This window comes from Type-C symbiont of Plautia stali, assembly GCF_059730935.1.
This window is the reverse complement of the sequence record NZ_AP035923.1, coordinates 3,804,937-3,823,628: the sequence shown is the minus strand read 5'-3', so window position 1 is coordinate 3,823,628 and position 18,692 is coordinate 3,804,937. Positions and strand designations below refer to the sequence as shown.

The following is an 18,692-nucleotide window of genomic DNA, read 5'->3' as shown; positions in this document are numbered from 1 at the left end:
CGTAAAAAATATCAAGTCTTTGCTGAGTGAACACGTAATTCATTACGAAGTTTAATTCACAGAGCATCGCTGCACTGGTTGCAGCAAATCAAACTTAAATTGAAGAGTTTGATCATGGCTCAGATTGAACGCTGGCGGCAGGCCTAACACATGCAAGTCGAACGGCAGCACAGAAGAGCTTGCTCTTTGGGTGGCGAGTGGCGGACGGGTGAGTAATGTCTGGGAAACTGCCCGATGGAGGGGGATAACTACTGGAAACGGTAGCTAATACCGCATAACGTCGCAAGACCAAAGTGGGGGACCTTCGGGCCTCACACCATCGGATGTGCCCAGATGGGATTAGCTAGTAGGTGGGGTAATGGCTCACCTAGGCGACGATCCCTAGCTGGTCTGAGAGGATGACCAGCCACACTGGAACTGAGACACGGTCCAGACTCCTACGGGAGGCAGCAGTGGGGAATATTGCACAATGGGCGCAAGCCTGATGCAGCCATGCCGCGTGTATGAAGAAGGCCTTCGGGTTGTAAAGTACTTTCAGCGGGGAGGAAGGCGGTGAGGTTAATAACCTTGCCGATTGACGTTACCCGCAGAAGAAGCACCGGCTAACTCCGTGCCAGCAGCCGCGGTAATACGGAGGGTGCAAGCGTTAATCGGAATTACTGGGCGTAAAGCGCACGCAGGCGGTCTGTTAAGTCAGATGTGAAATCCCCGGGCTTAACCTGGGAACTGCATTTGAAACTGGCAGGCTTGAGTCTCGTAGAGGGGGGTAGAATTCCAGGTGTAGCGGTGAAATGCGTAGAGATCTGGAGGAATACCGGTGGCGAAGGCGGCCCCCTGGACGAAGACTGACGCTCAGGTGCGAAAGCGTGGGGAGCAAACAGGATTAGATACCCTGGTAGTCCACGCCGTAAACGATGTCGACTTGGAGGTTGTGCCCTTGAGGCGTGGCTTCCGGAGCTAACGCGTTAAGTCGACCGCCTGGGGAGTACGGCCGCAAGGTTAAAACTCAAATGAATTGACGGGGGCCCGCACAAGCGGTGGAGCATGTGGTTTAATTCGATGCAACGCGAAGAACCTTACCTGGCCTTGACATCCAGAGAACTTAGCAGAGATGCTTTGGTGCCTTCGGGAACTCTGAGACAGGTGCTGCATGGCTGTCGTCAGCTCGTGTTGTGAAATGTTGGGTTAAGTCCCGCAACGAGCGCAACCCTTATCCTTTGTTGCCAGCGGCTCGGCCGGGAACTCAAAGGAGACTGCCGGTGATAAACCGGAGGAAGGTGGGGATGACGTCAAGTCATCATGGCCCTTACGGCCAGGGCTACACACGTGCTACAATGGCGCATACAAAGAGAAGCGACCTCGCGAGAGCAAGCGGACCTCATAAAGTGCGTCGTAGTCCGGATTGGAGTCTGCAACTCGACTCCATGAAGTCGGAATCGCTAGTAATCGTAGATCAGAATGCTACGGTGAATACGTTCCCGGGCCTTGTACACACCGCCCGTCACACCATGGGAGTGGGTTGCAAAAGAAGTAGGTAGCTTAACCTTCGGGAGGGCGCTTACCACTTTGTGATTCATGACTGGGGTGAAGTCGTAACAAGGTAACCGTAGGGGAACCTGCGGTTGGATCACCTCCTTACCTGAAGATACTTTCCCGCGAAGTGCTCACACAGATTGTCTGATAGAAAAGTAACGAGCAGGACGGCTGCGAAGTCGTGACACTTTGTGTCCCCTTCGTCTAGCGGTTAGGACTCCGCCCTTTCACGGCGGCAACAGGGGTTCGAATCCCCTAGGGGACGCCACTGCTTGGTGACAGGTGAAAGGTGTCTCCACAGAATATCTCAAAACTGACGGTAACGTCGTGTTTGAGATATTGCTCTTTAACAATCCGGAACAAGCTGAAAATTTGAAACGACGCGTCGTATTCATTCTCCGTAATAAGAATGAAATTAACGATGCGTTCGGGTCTCTCAAATGCTTGCAGTCCGCAGCGTTGCAAAACGCCTGTGGGTTGTGAGGTTAAGCGACTAAGCGTACACGGTGGATGCCCTGGCAGTCAGAGGCGATGAAGGACGTGCTAATCTGCGAAAAGCGACGGTAAGGTGATATGAACCGCTACAGCCGTCGATGTCCGAATGGGGAAACCCGGTGCACTCTGTGCATCATCGTTTGATGAATACATAGTCAAACGAGGCGAACCGGGGGAACTGAAACATCTAAGTACCCCGAGGAAAAGAAATCAACCGAGATTCCCCCAGTAGCGGCGAGCGAACGGGGAGCAGCCCAGGACCTGAATCAGCTTGTGCATCAGTGGAAGCGTCTGGAAAGTCGCGCGATACCGGGTGACAGCCCCGTACACGAAGATGCATGAATTGTGAGTCCGACGAGTAGGGCGGGACACGTGGTATCCTGTCTGAACATGGGGGGACCATCCTCCAAGGCTAAATACTCCTGACTGACCGATAGTGAACCAGTACCGTGAGGGAAAGGCGAAAAGAACCCCGGCGAGGGGAGTGAAACAGAACCTGAAACCGTGTACGTACAAGCAGTGGGAGCCTACTTGTTAGGTGACTGCGTACCTTTTGTATAATGGGTCAGCGACTTATATTCTGTAGCAAGGTTAACCGCATAGGGGAGCCGAAGGGAAACCGAGTCTTAACCGGGCGTTAAGTTGCAGGGTATAGACCCGAAACCCGGTGATCTAGCCATGGGCAGGTTGAAGGTTGGGTAACACTAACTGGAGGACCGAACCGACTAATGTTGAAAAATTAGCGGATGACTTGTGGCTGGGGGTGAAAGGCCAATCAAACCGGGAGATAGCTGGTTCTCCCCGAAAGCTATTTAGGTAGCGCCTCGTGAACTCATCCTCGGGGGTAGAGCACTGTTTCGGCTAGGGGGCCATCCCGGCTTACCAACCCGATGCAAACTGCGAATACCGAGGAATGTTATCACGGGAGACACACGGCGGGTGCTAACGTCCGTCGTGAAGAGGGAAACAACCCAGACCGCCAGCTAAGGTCCCAAAGTCATGGTTAAGTGGGAAACGATGTGGGAAGGCACAGACAGCCAGGATGTTGGCTTAGAAGCAGCCATCATTTAAAGAAAGCGTAATAGCTCACTGGTCGAGTCGGCCTGCGCGGAAGATGTAACGGGGCTAAACCATGCACCGAAGCTGCGGCAGCGACACTATGTGTTGTTGGGTAGGGGAGCGTTCTGTAAGCCGCTGAAGGTGTGCTGTGAGGCATGCTGGAGGTATCAGAAGTGCGAATGCTGACATAAGTAACGATAAAGCGGGTGAAAAGCCCGCTCGCCGGAAGACCAAGGGTTCCTGTCCAACGTTAATCGGGGCAGGGTGAGTCGACCCCTAAGGCGAGGCTGAAAAGCGTAGTCGATGGGAAACAGGTTAATATTCCTGTACTTGGTGTTACTGCGAAGGGGGGACGGAGAAGGCTAGGTTATCCGGGCGACGGTTGTCCCGGTTTAAGCGTGCAGGTGTGAAGACCAGGCAAATCCGGTCTTCTTTAACACTGAGGCGTGACGACGAGCCGCTACGGCGGTGAAGTAACTGATGCCCTGCTTCCAGGAAAAGCCTCTAAGCTCCAGGTAACACGAAATCGTACCCCAAACCGACACAGGTGGTCAGGTAGAGAATACCAAGGCGCTTGAGAGAACTCGGGTGAAGGAACTAGGCAAAATGGTGCCGTAACTTCGGGAGAAGGCACGCTGGCGCGTAGGTGAAGGGACTTGCTCCCGGAGCCGAGGCCAGTCGAAGATACCAGCTGGCTGCAACTGTTTATTAAAAACACAGCACTGTGCAAACACGAAAGTGGACGTATACGGTGTGACGCCTGCCCGGTGCCGGAAGGTTAATTGATGGGGTTATCCGCAAGGAGAAGCTCTTGATCGAAGCCCCGGTAAACGGCGGCCGTAACTATAACGGTCCTAAGGTAGCGAAATTCCTTGTCGGGTAAGTTCCGACCTGCACGAATGGCGTAATGATGGCCAGGCTGTCTCCACCCGAGACTCAGTGAAATTGAAATCGCTGTGAAGATGCAGTGTACCCGCGGCAAGACGGAAAGACCCCGTGAACCTTTACTATAGCTTGACACTGAACATTGAGCCTTGATGTGTAGGATAGGTGGGAGGCTTTGAAGCGCGGACGCCAGTCTGCGTGGAGCCAACCTTGAAATACCACCCTTTAATGTTTGATGTTCTAACGTAGGCCCGTAATCCGGGCTGCGGACAGTGTCTGGTGGGTAGTTTGACTGGGGCGGTCTCCTCCCAAAGCGTAACGGAGGAGCACGAAGGTTGGCTAATCCTGGTCGGACATCAGGAGGTTAGTGCAATGGCATAAGCCAGCTTGACTGCGAGAGTGACGGCTCGAGCAGGTGCGAAAGCAGGTCATAGTGATCCGGTGGTTCTGAATGGAAGGGCCATCGCTCAACGGATAAAAGGTACTCCGGGGATAACAGGCTGATACCGCCCAAGAGTTCATATCGACGGCGGTGTTTGGCACCTCGATGTCGGCTCATCACATCCTGGGGCTGAAGTAGGTCCCAAGGGTACGGCTGTTCGCCGTTTAAAGTGGTACGCGAGCTGGGTTTAGAACGTCGTGAGACAGTTCGGTCCCTATCTGCCGTGGGCGCTGGAGAATTGAGGGGGGTTGCTCCTAGTACGAGAGGACCGGAGTGAACGCACCGCTGGTGTTCGGGTTGTCATGCCAATGGCACTGCCCGGTAGCTAAGTGCGGAAGAGATAAGTGCTGAAAGCATCTAAGCACGAAACTTGCCCCGAGATGAGTTCTCCCTGACCCCTTGAGGGTCCTGAAGGGACGTTGAAGACGACGACGTTGATAGGCCGGGTGTGTAAGCGCAGCGATGCGTTGAGCTAACCGGTACTAATGACCCGTGAGGCTTAACCTTACAACGCCAGAGGCGTTTTGGTCTGAGAGACCGAAAGAATTTTCAGCTTGTGACGGAAAAATTAGCGGAAACGAAAGATTTTGCGCTGAGGCAAGGCGGCAGGCCGAAGGAAAGGAAGGAGCATACACGAGTATGTGACTGACTTTACGAGGGCGGCCAACGCGGCATCAGTGAAAAAGATTCGTTTCGCGCACCAGAATTTGCCTGGCGGCAACAGCGCGGTGGTCCCACCTGACCCCATGCCGAACTCAGAAGTGAAACGCCGTAGCGCCGATGGTAGTGTGGGGCCTCCCCATGCGAGAGTAGGGAACTGCCAGGCATTAAATAAGTAAAGAAGCCCCGGACGAGAGTCCGGGGCTTTTTTACGTCCGTACTTCGGCAAATTTCCCGCTAAAAACGCGAAAACTCCCCACTGTAAAACCGTGCAATCGGGTAAACTACGGCCAGATTAATCAGTAAAGGCCGTAACATGTCCAGCCCTCAGACTTCCCTGAAAGCGTTCAACACACTGGGTCTTGCAATCGCGGCTGAAAAGCTTGTTGTTGCGGATAGCGCAGAAGCCATTTCCTCTGCCTGGCACGCCAGTCAGCAAAATAATCAGCCGTTTATGGTGCTTGGCGAGGGCAGTAACGTCCTGTTCCTCGAAGATTTTGCCGGCTGCGTGGTGATTAACGCGATTAAAGGCATCACCCTGGAAGAGCACGACGAAGCCTGGCATCTGCACGTTGGTGCTGGCGAAAACTGGCATCAGTTAGTTGAGCACACTCTAAAGAAAGGCCTCACCGGGCTGGAAAATCTGGCGCTGATTCCAGGCGTGACGGGATCGGCACCAATCCAGAACATTGGCGCTTACGGTGTTGAATTTAAAGATATTTGCCAGTACGTCGAGGTGTTACACCTGCCGGATAGCACAGTCACGCGTCTGCACCGTGATGAGTGCCAGTTTGGCTATCGCGACAGCATCTTCAAACACGCGATGAAGCATGACTATGTGATTGTGGCCGTCGGGCTGCGTCTGGCCAAGCAGTGGAAACCGGTACTGAGCTATGGCGATCTGGCGAAGCTCAATCCCGCCACCGTATGCGCGTGGGACGTATTCAATGCGGTGTGCCATATGCGACAAAGCAAGCTGCCCGATCCGCGCGTAACAGGCAATGTAGGCAGTTTCTTTAAAAACCCCCTGATTTCCGCTCAGCAGGCAGAGGCATTGCTCACGCACTATCCTGCTATGCCGCACTATCCACAGCACAGTGGTGAGGTCAAGCTGGCCGCGGGCTGGCTGATCGATCAGTGTGCGTTGAAAGGCTATCGTCTTGGCGGCGCTGCGGTGCATCGTCAGCAGGCACTGGTACTGATCAACGAAGACAATGCCACACCGCAGGATATTGTCGCCCTGGCCCATCATGTGCGTCAGGAGGTGGGGAAAAAATTTGCCGTGTGGCTGGAGCCAGAGGTGCGGTTTATTGGCGCGCAGGGCGAGCGTAACGCCGTCGAGGTGATTTCATGAAAGATCATAGCGTTCCATTAAAACTGGTCGCCCTGCTGGCTGATGGCGAATTCCACTCTGGTGAACAGCTGGGTGAGGCGCTCGGTATGAGCCGCGCTGCCGTGAATAAACATATTCAGACGCTGAAAAGCTGGGGCCTGGATGTCTACACCGTGACAGGGAAAGGCTACAGCCTGCCAGCGCCCATTCAGCTGCTGAATGAAGAGGCGATACTGGCACATCTGCATCAGCCGGATCTGGCGGTGATTCCGGTTATTGACTCAACGAATCAGTATTTACTTGATCGCATGGACCAGCTGAACTCCGGCTATGCGTGCATCGCGGAATATCAACAGGCCGGGCGCGGCCGGCGCGGACGGAAATGGTTCTCGCCGTTTGGCGCCAATCTCTACATGTCCATGTACTGGCGACTGGAGCAGGGGCCAGCTGCGGCAATGGGCCTGAGTCTGGTGATTGGTATCGTGATGGCAGAGGTTATCCAGTCGCTGGGCGCGGCAGACGTTCGCGTTAAGTGGCCAAATGACCTCTATCTGCAGGATCGTAAACTGGCGGGTATTCTGGTTGAGCTCACCGGTAAAACCGGCGATGCGGCGCAAATTGTGATGGGCGCGGGGATCAACCTGGTGATGCGGGGCGAAGGCACGGCGGAAATCAATCAGGGTTGGATCAATCTGCAGGAAGCTGGCATCGAGATCAATCGTAACGAACTCGCCGCCAGGCTGATAAACCGTCTGCGTGAAGCTTTACCTCTATTTGAACGGGATGGGCTGGCGCCGTTTGTCGGCCGCTGGGAAGCGCTGGATAACTTTATCCATCGTCCGGTGAAACTGCTGATTGGCGATCGTGAAGTGCATGGCATTGCGCGCGGAATTGATAAGCAGGGCGGTTTATTGCTGGAACAGGATGGTGAGATTAAATCCTGGGTCGGTGGCGAGATCTCATTACGTCCCGCTAATTAACACAGTAAACAGTGACGCATTAAACGCCCTGATAAAGCAGGGCGTTTTTAATACTATTTTCGTAACCGCACGCTTTGCACGGCATGATCCGCAGACTTGGTCATGATCAGGCTGGCCCGCTCTCGCGTAGGTAAGATGTTTTCTTTTAAATTCAGCCAGTTAATTTCTTTCCATAACCCACGTGCAATACTCTCTGCTTCCTCTTCAGGCAGCTGAGAATAGTGGTGGAAATAAGAGTCCGGATCGCTGAAGGCACCTTCGCGGAATTTAAGAAAGCGATTAACGTACCAGCGCTCTAATAAGTTTTCTGGCGCATCGACATATATTGAAAAGTCGACGAAATCTGAGACAAATACATGATGCGGATCGTGCGGATAATCCATACCGCTCTGCAGGACGTTCAGCCCTTCCAGAATCAGGATGTCCGGCTGCTGCACCACCTTATCGCCATCCGGGATGACATCGTAAATCAGGTGTGAATACACCGGTGCGGTGACCTGACTGGCACCCGATTTCAAATCGGATACGAACTTCACCAGTCGATGCATATCATACGACTGCGGGAAGCCTTTCTTTTTCATCAGGCCGCGCTCTTTCAGCACCGCATTAGGGTGCAAAAAGCCATCGGTGGTGATGAGTTCCACCTTGCGGTGCTCGGGCCAGCGGCTAAGCAGCGCCTGTAACACGCGCGCGGTGGTGCTTTTACCGACGGCGACACTGCCGGCAATACTGATAATGTAAGGGATCTTCTGGCCATTGGTGCCAAGGAACTGCTCCAGCACCGCCTGACGGCGCAGATTTGAACTGATATAGAAGTTCAGCAGACGTGATAGCGGCAGATAGATCTCGGCAACTTCTTCCAGCGAAAGATCTTCATTGATACCGCGCAGCCGTTCAATTTCACTGGCGGCCAGCGTCATCGGTACAGAATCTCTCAGCGCAGCCCATTGCTGGCGATCAAACTGCAGGTAGGGCGTCGTCAGTGGCGTCGTTTTTTTACTCATAAGCATGCATCTGACCGCAAATTCTGGCTCATCAACACCTTGCAGCAACAGGCATACAGCGATGTGTCGAACTCAGTTGCACGTCACAGGGGTAATTTAACGAGAACAATGGGCAGGAGGGTAACACCAGTGTGACTTTAAAAAGAAGTAAAATGATAAACCTGAGCACGCTTTCGTAAGCAGGCCCGCATTTTTATGATCACAGTATGAGGCTAACGCGGTATCAAAGAATAATCAGGCTGTGGGCTGGCGGAAAAACACACCATGTTTGCTGCTTTTTGCTGCGCTGGCGGGGCGTTTTGCGAGGATTTGCACAAATAGTAAGCGGTAGTGCAAATTTAGCAATTTTTTTGTTGCATCCTGAACCCGGTCTTCCTAGAATGCGCGTCACTTGATGCCGGCTTAGCTCAGTTGGTAGAGCAACTGACTTGTAATCAGTAGGTCACCAGTTCGATTCCGGTAGCCGGCACCATCAAGTAGGTGGGATTCCCGAGCGGCCAAAGGGAGCAGACTGTAAATCTGCCGTCACAGACTTCGAAGGTTCGAATCCTTCTCCCACCACCATCTCAACCTCTCGGTTGAGCGTCAGATAAAGGCTTATCTGATGGGTGAGTTCAACTCTCTCACCTTCGAATTCAGATTGCGCAGTAGCGTGATCACCGTCAGTCGGAAACTCTGACTGGCTCGAATAATAGAAGGTCTTCTTTTATTATTCATAAGCTACAGAAAGAACAGGTAGCCGAGTTCCAGGATGCGGGCATCGTATAATGGCTATTACCTCAGCCTTCCAAGCTGATGATGCGGGTTCGATTCCCGCTGCCCGCTCCAGATGTGCTGATATGGCTCAGTTGGTAGAGCGCACCCTTGGTAAGGGTGAGGTCCCCAGTTCGACTCTGGGTATCAGCACCACTTCCTTTATCTCTCTCCTGATTCTCTCTCTGTAAAACTAACATCAGGTTTTGCCTGGTTAATGTGACGATATCTTTGATATATCCGTGTCTTAGAGGGACAAGCGATGGCTAAAGAGCAATTTCAACGTAACAAACTGCACGTAAACGTGGGCACCATCGGTCACGTCGACCACGGTAAAACCACTCTGACTGCGGCAATCACCACCGTTCTGGCAAAAACCTACGGCGGCCAGGCACGTGCATTCGATCAGATCGATAACGCGCCAGAAGAGAAGGCTCGTGGTATCACCATCAACACCTCTCACGTTGAATATGAAACCCCGACCCGTCACTACGCACACGTTGACTGCCCAGGCCACGCCGACTATGTGAAAAACATGATCACCGGTGCTGCGCAGATGGACGGCGCGATCCTGGTTGTTGCTGCGACTGATGGCCCAATGCCACAGACCCGTGAGCACATCCTGCTGGGTCGTCAGGTTGGCGTTCCTTACATCATCGTGTTCCTGAACAAGTGCGACATGGTTGATGACGAAGAGCTGCTGGAACTGGTTGAGATGGAAGTGCGTGACCTGCTGTCTGCTTACGACTTCCCTGGCGACGATACCCCAATCGTACGCGGTTCTGCGCTGAAAGCGCTGGAAGGCGACGCTGAGTGGGAAGCGAAAATCGTTGAGCTGGCTGAGCACCTGGATAACTACATCCCGGATCCAGTCCGTGCTATCGACCTGCCGTTCCTGCTGCCTATCGAAGACGTATTCTCAATCTCTGGCCGTGGTACCGTTGTTACCGGTCGTGTTGAGCGCGGCATCGTGAAAGTGGGCGACGAAGTAGAAATCGTAGGTATCAAAGCGACTGCCAAGTCTACCTGTACCGGTGTTGAAATGTTCCGCAAACTGCTGGACCAGGGTCAGGCAGGCGAGAACTGTGGTGTTCTGCTGCGCGGTATCAAGCGTGAAGAGATCCAGCGTGGTCAGGTTCTGGCTAAGCCAGGTACCATCAAGCCACACACCCAGTTCGAGTCAGAAGTTTACGTTCTGTCTAAAGACGAAGGCGGCCGTCATACTCCGTTCTTCAAAGGCTACCGTCCACAGTTCTACTTCCGTACCACTGACGTAACCGGCTCAGTAGAGCTGCCAGAAGGCGTTGAGATGGTAATGCCAGGCGACAACATCAAAATGGTTGTTACCCTGATCCATCCAATCGCAATGGACGAAGGTCTGCGCTTCGCAATCCGCGAAGGCGGCCGTACCGTTGGCGCGGGCGTTGTTGCTAAAGTTATCGCGTAATAGCGATAATATTTGACGCAATGCACACGGAAAGGGCATCATTTGATGCCCTTTTTGTACGCTGTTAACCAGAACCTGGCTCATCAGTGATTTTCGATCATAATCATTGCTGAGACAGGCTCTGTATTACGGCGCTGGATACCGAGTTATGCCCAAAAGCGCATTCGGTTTGGATGCCTCGCTCTGCGGGGCAGAATAGTTTCTGAATTATTGTGGCAGGTTGGTTTATGAGTGCGAATACCGAAGCTCAAGGGAGCGGGCGCGGCCTGGAAGCGGTAAAGTGGGTAGTTGTGATCGCATTGCTGCTGGTAGCAATCGTCGGTAACTACCTGTATCGCGATGTGACACTGCCTTTACGCGCGCTGGCTGTCGTGGTGTTGATCGCTGCGGCGGGCGGCATTGCGTTGCTGACTACCAAAGGCAAAGCAACCGTGGCTTTTGCACGTGAAGCAAGAACCGAAATGCGTAAGGTCATCTGGCCAACTCGCCAGGAAACATTGCACACCACGTTAATCGTTGCCGCGGTCACTGCCGTGATGTCACTGATTTTGTGGGGGCTGGATGGTATTCTGGTCCGTCTGGTATCGTTTATCACTGGCCTGAGGTTCTGAGATGTCTGAAGCTCCAAAAAAACGCTGGTACGTCGTTCAGGCGTTTTCCGGTTTTGAAGCCCGCGTAGCCAAGTCGCTGCAAGAGCATATCAAACTGCACAACATGGAAGAACTGTTTGGCGAAGTCATGGTGCCGACTGAAGAAGTCGTGGAAATCCGTGGCGGCCAGCGTCGCAAAAGCGAACGCAAATTCTTCCCTGGTTACGTACTGGTCCAGATGGTGATGAATGACGCCAGCTGGCACTTAGTGCGCAGTGTACCGCGTGTAATGGGCTTCATTGGTGGTACCTCTGACCGTCCGGCACCGATCAGTGATAAAGAAGTGGATGCGATCATGAACCGCCTGCAGCAGGTGGGTGATAAGCCGCGTCCGAAAACGCTGTTCGAGCCAGGCGAGATGGTGCGTGTCAACGACGGCCCGTTTGCCGACTTCAATGGTGTGGTCGAAGAAGTGGATTACGAGAAGAGCCGCCTGAAGGTTTCTGTTTCTATCTTCGGCCGTGCAACGCCGGTAGAACTCGACTTTGCTCAGGTGGAGAAAGGCTAAGCCTTTTGTTCACTTTTTAGCTCTTGCGGAAGGCGCGAAATTTACCTATAATTTCGCGCCTTTTGTTTTTATGCGCTGGCAACAGCGTGTAAATCGTTATCACGGGGAGCCTGTTCGCCAGGCGCTATACCCAATAGAGGAAATATCATGGCCAAGAAAGTACAAGCCTACGTCAAGCTGCAGGTTGCAGCTGGTATGGCTAACCCGAGCCCACCAGTTGGTCCGGCTCTGGGTCAGCAGGGTGTTAACATCATGGAATTCTGTAAAGCGTTCAACGCCAAAACAGAATCACTGGAAAAAGGTCTGCCGACTCCAGTAGTTATCACCGTATACAGCGACCGTTCTTTCACCTTCGTTACCAAAACGCCTCCGGCTGCCGTTCTGCTGAAAAAAGCAGCAGGCATCAAGTCTGGTTCTGGTAAGCCGAACAAAGATAAAGTCGGTAAAGTAACTCGTGCTCAGGTACGTGAAATCGCAGAAACCAAAGCTGCGGACATGACTGGTGCTGACGTAGAAGCGATGACTCGCTCTATCGAAGGTACTGCTCGTTCCATGGGCCTGGTAGTGGAGGACTAAGAAATGGCTAAGCTGACCAAGCGCATGCGCGTGATCCGTGACAAAGTTGATGCGACTAAACAGTATGACATCAACGAAGCTGTTGCTCTGCTGAAAGAACTGGCTACCGCTAAATTCGTAGAGAGCGTGGACGTTGCTGTTAACCTCGGCATCGATGCACGTAAATCTGACCAGAACGTACGCGGTGCGACCGTTCTGCCACACGGTACTGGTCGTTCAGTACGTGTTGCCGTCTTTACCCAGGGCGCAAACGCTGAAGCTGCTAAAGCAGCTGGCGCTGAGCTGGTAGGTATGGAAGACCTGGCTGATCAGATCAAGAAAGGCGAAATGAACTTTGACGTTGTTATTGCTTCTCCGGATGCAATGCGCGTTGTTGGCCAGCTGGGCCAGGTTCTGGGCCCACGTGGTCTGATGCCAAACCCGAAAGTTGGTACCGTAACTCCTAACGTTGCTGAAGCTGTGAAAAACGCTAAAGCGGGTCAGGTTCGTTACCGTAACGACAAAAACGGCATCATCCACACCACCATTGGTAAAGTGGACTTCGATGCTGACAAACTGAAAGAAAACCTGGAATCTCTGCTGGTTGCGCTGAAAAAAGCTAAACCTGCTCAGGCGAAAGGCGTGTACATCAAGAAAGTCAGCATCTCTACCACCATGGGCGCCGGCGTTGCCGTTGACCAGGCTGGTCTGAACGCAGCAGCAAACTAATTGCTGCTTGTAACGGGCGAAAAATTCATCTAGAATCTTACGCCCGTTGTTCTGGTTGATCCGTCAATTCAGAACCCAAATTCATAGTCGCGGAGTGCACAGGTCTAAACACCTTGTCATTCAGCGATTAAGGTTGGAGCCAGGCCTGATCCTGGCCTCCGTCCAAGACCGCAGGAGCAGAACCTCTTCGGAAGTGATGCTTAATATCCTGCGTAGACGGTGACAGAACCAAAAAGAATTTTTTCTTCACTGGATTCTGCTCACCGTGTAACGCGCTTACGGCCTTCGGGTGTGTAAGTGAAGTGAGTTCCGGGAAATTTTCCCGGTCAAATCCAGGAGCAAAGCTAATGGCATTAAATCTTCAAGGCAAACAAGCAATTGTTGCTGAAGTTAGCGAAGTAGCCAAAGGCGCGCTTTCAGCGGTTGTTGCGGATTCCCGTGGCGTTACCGTTGATAAAATGACTGAACTGCGTAAAGCAGGTCGTGAAGCTGGCGTCTACATGCGTGTTGTTCGTAACACCCTGCTGCGCCGCGTCGTTGAAGGTACTCCATTCGAGTGCCTGAAAGACACGTTTGTTGGTCCGACCCTGATTGCATACTCTATGGAACACCCGGGCGCTGCTGCTCGTCTGTTCAAAGAGTTCGCGAAAGCGAATGCAAACTTTGAGGTCAAAGCTGCAGCCTTTGAAGGTGAGCTGATCCCGGCGGCACAAATTGACCGTCTGGCAACGCTGCCGACTTACGAAGAAGCACTGGCACGTCTGATGTCGACCATGAAAGAAGCTGCTGCTGGCAAGCTGGTCCGCACTCTGGCTGCTGTTCGCGACGCGAAAGAAGCGGCTTAAGGCCAGATTCTTTTTCTTCGTACTTGCTAACGTATAAACTTTTACTGATTCTTAGGAACAATTGTCATGTCTATCACTAAAGATCAAATCCTGGAAGCCGTTGCAGCTATGTCCGTAATGGAAGTAGTTGAGCTGGTTTCTGCTATGGAAGAAAAATTCGGCGTTTCTGCTGCTGCTGCTGTCGCTGTTGCTGCTGGCCCGGCTGAAGCTGTTGAAGAGAAAACTGAATTCGACGTTATCCTGAAAGCTGCTGGCGCGAACAAAGTTGCTGTAATCAAAGCCGTTCGTGGCGCAACTGGTCTGGGCCTGAAAGAAGCTAAAGACCTGGTTGAAGCTGCTCCAGCTGCAATCAAAGAAGGCATCAGCAAAGACGACGCAGCTGCACTTGAAGCTGCTCTGAAAGAAGCTGGCGCTGAAGTTGAAGTTAAGTAAGACAACCCTCGGGTTGCAGTCTGCGTAAACAGACTGATGGCTGGTGACTTTTTGGTCACCAGCCTTTTTGCGCTACAGGGGAATGATGGCGTTTCGCACTGTTTGTCCATTGTTCCTCTTCAATATCTTTTTCTATCGACGACTTAATATACCGCTTTCCTGTGAGGGTTCCCTGCCTGCGCAACGGCGATGAAATGATTTAAGAGTGATAGAAAGATGTATTGCATGGGGTGCCGCGCATCGCATGAAAAACAAAATAGTGTTGCATGAACTGTCCCTTCAGGACGGACAGCGTGGGTCGACTTGTCAGCTAGCTGAGGAACCCTATGGTTTACTCCTATACCGAGAAAAAACGTATTCGTAAGGATTTTGGTAAACGTCCACAAGTACTGGATGTGCCTTATCTCCTTTCTATCCAGCTTGACTCGTTCCAGAAGTTTATCGAGCAAGATCCAGAAGGCCAGTACGGTCTGGAAGCAGCCTTCCGTTCCGTGTTCCCAATCGCGAGCTACAGCGGCAACTCTGAGTTGCAGTATGTCAGCTACCGTCTGGGTGAGCCGGTGTTTGACGTGACAGAATGTCAGATCCGTGGCGTGACGTATTCCGCACCGCTGCGCGTTAAACTGCGTCTGGTGATCTACGAGCGCGAAGCGCCGGAAGGCACCGTCAAAGACATCAAAGAACAAGAAGTGTACATGGGCGAAATTCCGCTCATGACCGACAACGGTACCTTTGTCATCAACGGTACTGAGCGTGTTATCGTTTCTCAGCTGCATCGTAGTCCTGGCGTATTCTTTGACAGCGATAAGGGTAAAACGCACTCTTCCGGTAAAGTGCTGTATAACGCACGTATTATCCCTTACCGCGGTTCATGGCTCGACTTCGAGTTTGACCCGAAAGACAACCTGTTCGTCCGTATTGACCGTCGTCGTAAGCTGCCGGCCAGTATCATCCTGCGCGCGCTGGATTACACCACTGAGCAGATTCTCGATCTGTTCTTCGAAAAAGTGGTGTTTGAAATCCGCGACAACAAGCTGCAGATGGAACTGGTGCCTGAGCGCCTGCGTGGTGAAACCGCCTCCTTCGATATCGAAGCCAACGGCACGGTCTACGTTGAGAAAGGTCGTCGCATCACTGCGCGCCACATCCGTCAGCTGGAAAAAGACAACATTCAGCACATCGAAGTGCCGGTCGAGTACATCGCGGGCAAAGTGGTCGCGAAAGATTACATCGATCTGAACACCGGTGAGCTGATCGTACCGGCGAACATGGAGCTGTCACTGGATCTGCTGGCGAAACTGAGCCAGTCCGGTCACAAGCGCATTGAAACCCTGTTCACCAACGACCTGGATCACGGCCCGTACATTTCTGAGACGCTGCGCGTTGACCCAACCAACGATCGCCTGAGCGCGCTGGTTGAGATCTACCGCATGATGCGTCCTGGCGAGCCGCCAACGCGTGAAGCCGCAGAAAACCTGTTCGAGAACCTGTTCTTCTCTGAAGATCGTTACGATCTGTCGGCCGTTGGCCGCATGAAGTTTAACCGTTCTCTGCTGCGTGACGAGATCGAAGGTTCCGGTATCCTGAGCAAAGACGACATCATCGAAGTGATGAAGAAGCTCATCGGTATCCGTAACGGTATTGGCGAAGTGGATGATATCGACCACCTCGGCAACCGTCGTATCCGTTCGGTCGGCGAAATGGCGGAAAACCAGTTCCGCGTTGGCCTGGTGCGTGTAGAGCGCGCCGTGAAAGAGCGTCTGTCTCTGGGCGACCTCGACACGCTGATGCCACAGGACATGATCAACGCCAAGCCAATTTCGGCCGCGGTGAAAGAGTTCTTTGGTTCCAGCCAGCTGTCCCAGTTTATGGACCAGAACAACCCGCTGTCTGAGATTACGCACAAACGTCGTATCTCTGCTCTGGGCCCAGGCGGTCTGACCCGTGAACGCGCCGGCTTCGAAGTGCGTGACGTACACCCGACTCACTACGGTCGCGTATGTCCAATCGAAACCCCGGAAGGTCCGAACATCGGTCTGATCAACTCACTCTCTGTTTACGCGCAGACTAACGAATACGGCTTCCTCGAAACGCCGTACCGCCGCGTGGTTGACGGTAAAGTGAGTGATGAAATTCATTACCTCTCTGCTATCGAAGAGGGTAACTACGTTATCGCTCAGGCGAACACCAACCTCGCCGATGACGGCAGCTTTGTTGACGATCTCGTCACCTGCCGTAGCAAAGGTGAATCGAGCCTGTTCAGCCGCGATCAGGTTGACTACATGGACGTTTCCACCCAGCAGGTGGTTTCTGTCGGTGCGTCACTGATCCCGTTCCTGGAACACGATGATGCTAACCGCGCCCTGATGGGTGCGAACATGCAACGTCAGGCTGTACCTACCCTGCGTGCTGACAAGCCGCTGGTTGGTACCGGTATGGAACGTGCTGTTGCGGTCGACTCCGGTGTAACTGCCGTCGCGAAACGTGGTGGTACCGTGCAGTACGTCGATGCGTCACGTATCGTTATCAAAGTTAACGAAGACGAGATGTATCCGGGCGAAGCAGGTATCGACATCTACAACCTGACCAAGTACACCCGTTCTAACCAGAACACCTGCATCAACCAGATGCCGTGTGTTTCTCTGGGTGAACCTATCGAGCGTGGCGACGTGCTGGCTGACGGCCCGTCTACCGACCTCGGTGAGCTGGCGCTGGGTCAGAACATGCGCGTGGCGTTCATGCCATGGAACGGTTACAACTTCGAAGACTCCATCCTCGTTTCTGAGCGTGTTGTACAGGAAGACCGTTTCACCACCATCCACATTCAGGAACTGGCTTGCGTGTCGCGTGACACCAAACTGGGGCCGGAAGAGATCACCGCTGACATCCCGAACGTGGGTGAAGCTGCGCTCTCCAAACTGGATGAATCCGGCATCGTGTATATCGGTGCGGAAGTGACCGGTGGCGACATTCTGGTAGGCAAGGTCACGCCGAAAGGTGAAACCCAGCTGACGCCAGAAGAGAAACTGCTGCGTGCAATCTTCGGTGAAAAAGCCTCTGACGTGAAAGACTCGTCACTGCGCGTGCCGAACGGCGTTTCCGGTACGGTTATCGACGTACAGGTCTTCACCCGCGATGGCGTGGAAAAAGACAAGCGTGCGCTGGAAATCGAAGAGATGCAGCTGAAGCAGGCGAAAAAAGACCTGTCTGAAGAACTGCAGATCCTCGAAGCGGGCCTGTTCAGCCGTATCCAGGCCGTCCTGATTTCAGGTGGCGTGGAAGCGGAGAAACTGGACAAGCTGCCTCGTGAGCGCTGGCTGGAACTCGGTCTGACCGACGAAGAGAAGCAGAACGCGCTGGAGCAGCTGGCTGAGCAGTATGACGAGCTGAAGCACGAGTTTGAGAAGAAACTCGAAGCGAAGCGTCGCAAGATCACCCAGGGCGACGATCTGGCACCGGGCGTGCTGAAAATCGTCAAGGTGTATCTGGCCGTTAAGCGTCAGATTCAGCCTGGTGACAAAATGGCGGGGCGTCACGGTAACAAAGGTGTTATCTCGAAGATCAACCCAATCGAAGACATGCCATACGATGAGAACGGTACGCCGGTCGACATCGTACTGAACCCGCTGGGCGTACCATCGCGTATGAACATCGGTCAGATTCTGGAAACCCACCTGGGTATGGCGGCGAAAGGCATTGGTGAGAAGATCAATGCGATGCTGAAGAAGCAGGAAGAAGTCGCCAAACTGCGTGAGTTTATCCAGCGTGCTTACGATCTGGGCACCGATGTGCGTCAGAAAGTTGACCTGAACACCTTCTCGGACGACGAAGTGCTGCGTCTGGCAGAGAACCTGAAAAAAGGTATGCCAATTGCGACGCCAGTGTTCGACGGTGCGAAAGAGAGCGAAATCAAAGAGCTGCTGCAGCTCGGCGGTCTGCCTTCTTCCGGTCAGATCACCCTGTTCGACGGCCGTACCGGTGAGCAGTTTGAGCGTCAGGTAACCGTAGGTTACATGTACATGCTGAAACTGAACCACCTGGTCGACGACAAGATGCACGCCCGTTCTACCGGCTCTTACAGCCTGGTTACGCAGCAGCCGCTGGGGGGTAAGGCGCAGTTCGGTGGTCAGCGCTTCGGTGAGATGGAAGTGTGGGCACTGGAAGCATACGGTGCCGCGTATACCCTGCAGGAAATGCTTACCGTTAAGTCTGATGACGTCAACGGCCGTACCAAGATGTATAAAAACATCGTTGACGGCAACCATCAGATGGAACCGGGCATGCCGGAATCCTTCAACGTACTGTTGAAAGAGATTCGCTCGCTGGGTATCAACATCGAGCTGGAAGACGAGTAAGCACTCGCAAGTACTGGTTATGGGACG

Annotated in this window: 11 protein-coding genes, 5 tRNA genes and 3 rRNA genes; 18 read left to right on the top strand and 1 reads right to left on the bottom strand. The window is 53.2% G+C overall.

Annotated features, from left to right (window positions below):
• Positions 1-96 precede the first annotated feature (96 nt).
• From AC6I7J_RS18000 to birA, 6 genes are all read left to right on the top strand, one after another.
• Positions 97-1,638: ribosomal RNA gene (locus AC6I7J_RS18000) — 16S ribosomal RNA — on the top strand.
• An 88-nt stretch (positions 1,639-1,726) separates the two neighbouring features.
• A tRNA-Glu gene (locus AC6I7J_RS17995) sits at positions 1,727-1,801 on the top strand.
• A gap of 215 nt (positions 1,802-2,016) precedes the next feature.
• A 23S ribosomal RNA gene (locus tag AC6I7J_RS17990) occupies positions 2,017-4,921 on the top strand.
• A gap of 203 nt (positions 4,922-5,124) precedes the next feature.
• Positions 5,125-5,240: ribosomal RNA gene (rrf, locus tag AC6I7J_RS17985) — 5S ribosomal RNA — on the top strand.
• The 16S, 23S and 5S rRNA genes sit together here with 1 tRNA gene alongside, the layout of an rRNA operon.
• A 150-nt stretch (positions 5,241-5,390) precedes the next feature.
• Positions 5,391-6,428, top strand: a complete 1,038-nt coding sequence (gene murB, locus AC6I7J_RS17980; RefSeq protein ID WP_058769985.1) for a UDP-N-acetylmuramate dehydrogenase — start codon at positions 5,391-5,393, stop codon at positions 6,426-6,428.
• The gene (gene birA, locus AC6I7J_RS17975; RefSeq protein ID WP_021508689.1) at positions 6,425-7,387 is read left to right on the top strand and encodes a bifunctional biotin--[acetyl-CoA-carboxylase] ligase/biotin operon repressor BirA; all 963 of its coding nucleotides are present in this window, start codon (positions 6,425-6,427) and stop codon (positions 7,385-7,387) included. The genes murB and birA overlap by 4 nt, the downstream gene beginning before the upstream one ends.
• 53 nt (positions 7,388-7,440) lie before the next feature.
• On the opposite strand, the gene coaA is transcribed toward birA, so the two are convergent.
• Positions 7,441-8,391 (bottom strand): type I pantothenate kinase, encoded by a 951-nt coding sequence (gene coaA / locus AC6I7J_RS17970; protein ID WP_058759911.1) that lies wholly within the window; start codon positions 8,389-8,391, stop codon positions 7,441-7,443.
• Between the two features lie 396 nt (positions 8,392-8,787).
• Between coaA and AC6I7J_RS17965 the strand changes: the two genes are divergently transcribed.
• From AC6I7J_RS17965 to rpoB, 12 genes are all read left to right on the top strand, one after another.
• A tRNA-Thr gene (locus tag AC6I7J_RS17965) sits at positions 8,788-8,863 on the top strand.
• 7 nt (positions 8,864-8,870) lie between these two features.
• Positions 8,871-8,955 (top strand) — tRNA-Tyr (locus AC6I7J_RS17960).
• 189 nt (positions 8,956-9,144) lie between these two features.
• Positions 9,145-9,219: transfer RNA gene (locus AC6I7J_RS17955), tRNA-Gly, on the top strand.
• A gap of 5 nt (positions 9,220-9,224) precedes the next feature.
• A tRNA-Thr gene (locus AC6I7J_RS17950) sits at positions 9,225-9,300 on the top strand.
• Between the two features lie 106 nt (positions 9,301-9,406).
• Entirely contained in the window at positions 9,407-10,591 is a 1,185-nt protein-coding gene (gene tuf / locus AC6I7J_RS17945; protein WP_022547082.1) for an elongation factor Tu, read from the top strand.
• A gap of 227 nt (positions 10,592-10,818) precedes the next feature.
• Positions 10,819-11,202, top strand: coding sequence for a preprotein translocase subunit SecE (secE, locus tag AC6I7J_RS17940; protein WP_021508209.1), 384 nt, complete (start codon positions 10,819-10,821; stop codon positions 11,200-11,202).
• 1 nt (position 11,203) lies between these two features.
• Entirely contained in the window at positions 11,204-11,749 is a 546-nt protein-coding gene (gene nusG / locus AC6I7J_RS17935) for a transcription termination/antitermination protein NusG (RefSeq protein WP_010616908.1), read from the top strand.
• 147 nt (positions 11,750-11,896) lie between these two features.
• On the top strand, positions 11,897-12,325 hold the full coding sequence (gene rplK, locus AC6I7J_RS17930) for a 50S ribosomal protein L11 (RefSeq protein ID WP_013507401.1): 429 nt from the start codon (positions 11,897-11,899) through the stop codon (positions 12,323-12,325).
• Between the two features lie 3 nt (positions 12,326-12,328).
• On the top strand, positions 12,329-13,033 hold the full coding sequence (gene rplA, locus AC6I7J_RS17925) for a 50S ribosomal protein L1 (protein ID WP_021508208.1): 705 nt from the start codon (positions 12,329-12,331) through the stop codon (positions 13,031-13,033).
• Between the two features lie 347 nt (positions 13,034-13,380).
• Positions 13,381-13,878: a 50S ribosomal protein L10 gene (rplJ, locus tag AC6I7J_RS17920; protein ID WP_021508207.1), complete on the top strand. Its 498-nt coding sequence runs from the start codon at positions 13,381-13,383 to the stop codon at positions 13,876-13,878.
• A 66-nt stretch (positions 13,879-13,944) separates the two neighbouring features.
• A complete protein-coding gene (gene rplL / locus AC6I7J_RS17915) occupies positions 13,945-14,310 on the top strand; it encodes a 50S ribosomal protein L7/L12 (RefSeq protein ID WP_021508206.1) in 366 nt (121 codons plus the stop codon).
• A gap of 326 nt (positions 14,311-14,636) precedes the next feature.
• Positions 14,637-18,665 carry a DNA-directed RNA polymerase subunit beta gene (gene rpoB, locus AC6I7J_RS17910; protein ID WP_021508205.1) on the top strand — a complete coding sequence of 1,343 codons (4,029 nt, stop codon included), beginning with the start codon at positions 14,637-14,639 and terminating at the stop codon, positions 18,663-18,665.
• Positions 18,666-18,692 lie beyond the last annotated feature (27 nt).